2 protein-coding genes and 1 pseudogene are annotated in these 3958 nt (G+C 65.9%); 2 read left to right on the forward strand and 1 reads right to left on the reverse strand.

Going from position 1 to position 3958, the window contains the following annotated elements:
• The first annotated feature begins 976 nt into the window (after window positions 1-976).
• Together VFZ66_01685 and VFZ66_01690 are read left to right on the forward strand one after the other, a co-directional pair.
• The gene (locus tag VFZ66_01685) at window positions 977-1768 is read left to right on the forward strand and encodes an ion transporter (GenBank protein ID HEX6287867.1); all 792 of its coding nucleotides are present in this window, start codon (window positions 977-979) and stop codon (window positions 1766-1768) included.
• A gap of 526 nt (window positions 1769-2294) precedes the next feature.
• Window positions 2295-3359 (forward strand): endonuclease/exonuclease/phosphatase family protein, encoded by a 1065-nt coding sequence (locus VFZ66_01690; protein HEX6287868.1) that lies wholly within the window; start codon window positions 2295-2297, stop codon window positions 3357-3359.
• Window positions 3360-3563: 204 nt separating this feature from the next.
• Here the strand turns inward: VFZ66_01690 and VFZ66_01695 are convergent.
• A pseudogene (locus tag VFZ66_01695) lies at window positions 3564-3958 on the reverse strand (integrase core domain-containing protein).

Raw genomic sequence — 3958 nt, forward strand, 5'->3', positions numbered from 1 at the left:
CAATCACACCGGCGACGGAGACAAGCGCCACCGCCAAGTTGAGATTCCGCCTCCGATGCTCGAACTTCTGCCTGTGGTCGTCCATCGCAGCACCCTCCTGGCGCTCTGCAAAAATACACCAGGTCCAACGAGCTCGAACCCGATTTCGACGCCGGAGAGCTGAGGGCCTCTTCGCCGACGCTCAAGCCGCGCAGCGACGAGACTCTGGTCAAGGCGCTCGTCCGTGCGCACCGCTGGCGGCGGCGGATCGAGAGCGGGCGCGCAAAGTCCATCACCGACCTCGCAGGGCAGGAGGCGTCACGGATGCCTACGTCTGCCGGCTCCTGCCGCTCACCTGCCTGGCACCGGACATCGTTGAATGGATCCTGGACGGGCGGCAGCCGAAGGGGCTGAGGCTGGCCGAGATGCTCGGCAACCGCTTACTCGCGCTGCCGACCTGCCGCGCGGTAGCGTCCGCCGCTGAACCGCTCGCAGTCGCGATCGAGCCCCTGGCGAACTAGTCTAGAGCGTTTTCCTGGCGCGTCACTGTGGCTCGACAATATTAATTGCGACCAGCGAGATGCGTCATGCCGGCACCGACTCCACGGGCCTCAGACCACGATCCGCGCGCGGTCGCTGATAACCTGCATTTCGCGCCGCGCCGACCGTTTCGTCTCGGCAGCAACACTGCAAAAAACGTCTTGTAGTATCTAGACTAGTCGAGCCGGGCCACCATTTCCCTGCCGCCGCCTGCCGCACTCGAGGCTCCGGTGGCGGACCGGCCATGCCTTCTACGGTTTCCAGCGCCCCTGCCCGGATCCCCGGAAGCACGAGGGTTCAAACCCGTGCGAAAAGCGGCGCGGTTGCAGAGGCTTGTGCGGGATTCGGATCCGCTCCGGGTTCGACGTTGCGACCAGTGACGGGAATGGCGAGCCCCGGCACCCCATGTGACGATGTCGGCGTACCTCCGCGATCGCGGAGCAGAAGGGAGCGCGCTATGGGGGAACAGTCGGAACTCGAGCGGGATGAGCTTCAGGAAGAAGAGCGCTGGCAGGTACTGTTGCAGCTGGAGGAATGGCTGGAGCGGCCCATGCTCTTCCTTTCCTTCCTCTGGCTGAGCCTCGTTCTCGTCGAACTCGTCTGGGCGACGTCCGGCGTCTTCGAACTGCTGGGCACGATCATCTGGATCGTCTTCGTGGTGGAGTTCATCCTCCGCTTCGCGCTCGCGCCGCGCAAATGGTCCTTCGTGCGCCGCAACCCGATCACGATCATCGCGTTGATCGCACCGGCTTTGCGTTTCCTCTACGCCCTGCGCTTCCTGAGGCTGGCGCGGGGCCTGCGCTTGGTCCGCATCGTCGGCACGGCCAACCGCGGACTGAACGCTCTGCGCAGGAGTTTCGCCCGCAGGGGCCTGGGCTATGTCCTCGTCGCGACCTCGCTCATCGTCCTTCTCGGCGCCGGCGGAATGCTCGCGTTCGAACCGGCGCGCGAGGTGGAGGGCGGCTTCACCAATTACGGCGACGCGCTCTGGTGGACCGCAATGCTGGTGACCACGATGGGCTCGGACTTCTGGCCGGAGACTGCGGAGGGACGGCTGCTGGCGCTGCTCCTGTCACTCTACGGCCTTGCCATCTTCGGCTACATCACCGCCAGCTTCGCGACCTTCCTGATCGGTCGGGAGGCGCAGGCGGATGACGGCGACGTGGCCGGATCCGCGGAACTGGCAGCGCTGAGGCGGGAAATCGTTCTGCTCCGCTCGGAACTGCGGGGGGAGACACCTGCGGACTGAAAGTGCTGGTCGCATTCGCTTCGACCAAGATCCGAGCAGCGGCCGGGCTGACTCCGGCGAGTCGAGCAGCTGTTCGCCAAGCCTCAAGGCGCTCTTGCACAAGGCCGCGGGCACACCGAGGACGAACTCTGACAGGCCACCGGCCGCCTCCCCGCCGCCGTGCCGCCAAACGAATGCGTCGACTACCTCACGGCCATGCTTCTACGAAAGGCGAAAACGCTCTAGCGTCGGGTGAACTGCCGCAATCCGCCGCGCCGCACGCAGGGCGAGGATGCCCTTGCGGGCAATCCGATCACCTGGCGCGGCAGAAGGAGGATGTGGCGAGCGCCGTTGGTCGGGCCTCGGAGGTGGTGCCAAGAGCCGCGGCAAGATCGTCGGCGGTGAGGTCACACCGCTGTTTCGCCTTGCTTGTACGGCACTTTCCCTCGACCCGATCCCGATCCATAAGTTCCTTTCTCATGCGTTGGGGATGAGTTGGGAACGGTCGTTACGGGATCGCGGGCCGAGCGCTCGCCGGGGGACTTTGGTGAAGATTGTGCGCTGGGCGCTGTTCGGGCTGAGCGGGCTCGCCGTCTTCGTGACGGTGCTGCCGTTCGTTCCGAGCAACGCATCCGCCATACGGGTCTGGGATTTTCCACGTTTCCAGGTCGCCGTCCTGTTGGCGGCCGTGCTGATCGCGACGCCCCTGCTGTTGCCCTTGCGCCATCGGCGGACGTGGGCCTTCGCCGCCGCCGTGGGGGGAGCGCTTGCATGGCAGGCGCATGCCATCTGGCCCTACACGCCTCTGGTCGCAACCGAAGCGAAGGGGCTGGCAGGCTGCGAGCCGGAGTCGCGCGTCAGGCTGCTGGTGGCGAACGTGCTGGTCGAGAACCGCGACGCCGCACCGTTGCTGGCGCTTGTGGAGCGGGTCGGCCCGGACCTGGTGCTGCTCGTGGAAACCGATGCCTGGTGGGATCGTCAGCTGGAGCCGCTGAAACAGGCCTATCCGCATGCGATCAACCATCCGCGGGAGGACAGCTACGGCATTCACCTTTTCTCGCGTTTCGAGACGGTCGGGCCGGAGGTGCGCTTTCTGGTCGAGGAGGATGTGCCCTCGATCAAGACGGGCCTCAGCCTTCCGTCGGGTGCGCGCATCAATCTCTACGGCCTGCATCCCAAGCCGCCGCCCTTGCAGGATACGGAGGAGCGGGACGCGGAACTGCTCATCGTCGGCGAGGAAGTCCGGGAAGAGGCTGCCCCGTCGATCGTGGCCGGTGATCTGAACGACGTTGCATGGTCGCGAAGCAACAGCCTGTTTCAGGAGGTGAGCGGACTGCTGGACCCGCGCATCGGACGCGGGCCCTACAACACGTTCAATGCCGAATGGCCGCTGCTGAGGTGGCCGCTCGACCATGTGTTTTTCGAGGAATCGTTCCGGCTGCTCGAGGTTGCCGTCATGGAGGATATTGGGTCGGATCACTTTCCGTTCTTCGTAGCGCTCTGCCATGACCCGGCAGCGGCAGCGAGTCAGCAGCAGCCGCAGCCCGAGCCTGCCGATCTGGAAGCGTCTGAAGAGGCGATCGAGGAAGGGCGTGAAGAGGCGCAGGAATGACGCCGACCCGGCGAGCGCACGCCCGCGTGGGTGCATCTAGTTCGCCAGGGGCTCGCTCGCGACTGCGAGCGGTTCAGCGGCGGACGCTACCGCGCGGCGGAACGCCAGGCCGCCGACGAGGGCGCGGCGATCAGGGCGAGCTACCCGCTGCCCGGGTATTGCACGCCGAGGTGACTGCTGGCCTGGCCTTCAGCGTTGCTACCCCTAGCTGTGGTTTCCGAGCAGGTTGTTCAGGCGTGAGCCTGGAGCCAGGCGGATGGTGCTTGGCGAGCGAGGCTAGCATGGGGTCGCTCGTGGTTGTAGTGGCGCAACCAGCGCGGCAGGTCGGCAGCGCGGGTATCGGAGCTGCGATAGGGCAAGGCGTAGGCCCACTCGCGCAGCAGAGTCTGGATGAACCGTTCGGCCTTGCCATTGGTCTTGGGCGTGTACGGCCGGGTCCGGATGTGGCGCAGGCGCAGCAGGCGGCATGCCTTGCCGAACAGGCGGGAGACGTAGCCCGAACCGTTGTCGGTCATCACGCGTTCGACCCGGATGCCGAGGCTTCTGAACAAGCGCAGGGCGCGCACCAGGAAGCCGGTCACGGACTGGCGCTTCTCGTC

Source organism: Herpetosiphonaceae bacterium (assembly GCA_036374795.1).
Taxonomy (GTDB): Bacteria; Chloroflexota; Chloroflexia; order Chloroflexales; family Kallotenuaceae; genus LB3-1.

Bases quoted from the DNA above. Each gene is read 5' to 3' on its own strand.
- VFZ66_01685 (HEX6287867.1), top strand. From the start codon at position 977: ATGGGGGAACAGTCGGAACTCGAGCGGGATGAGCTTCAGGAAGAAGAG.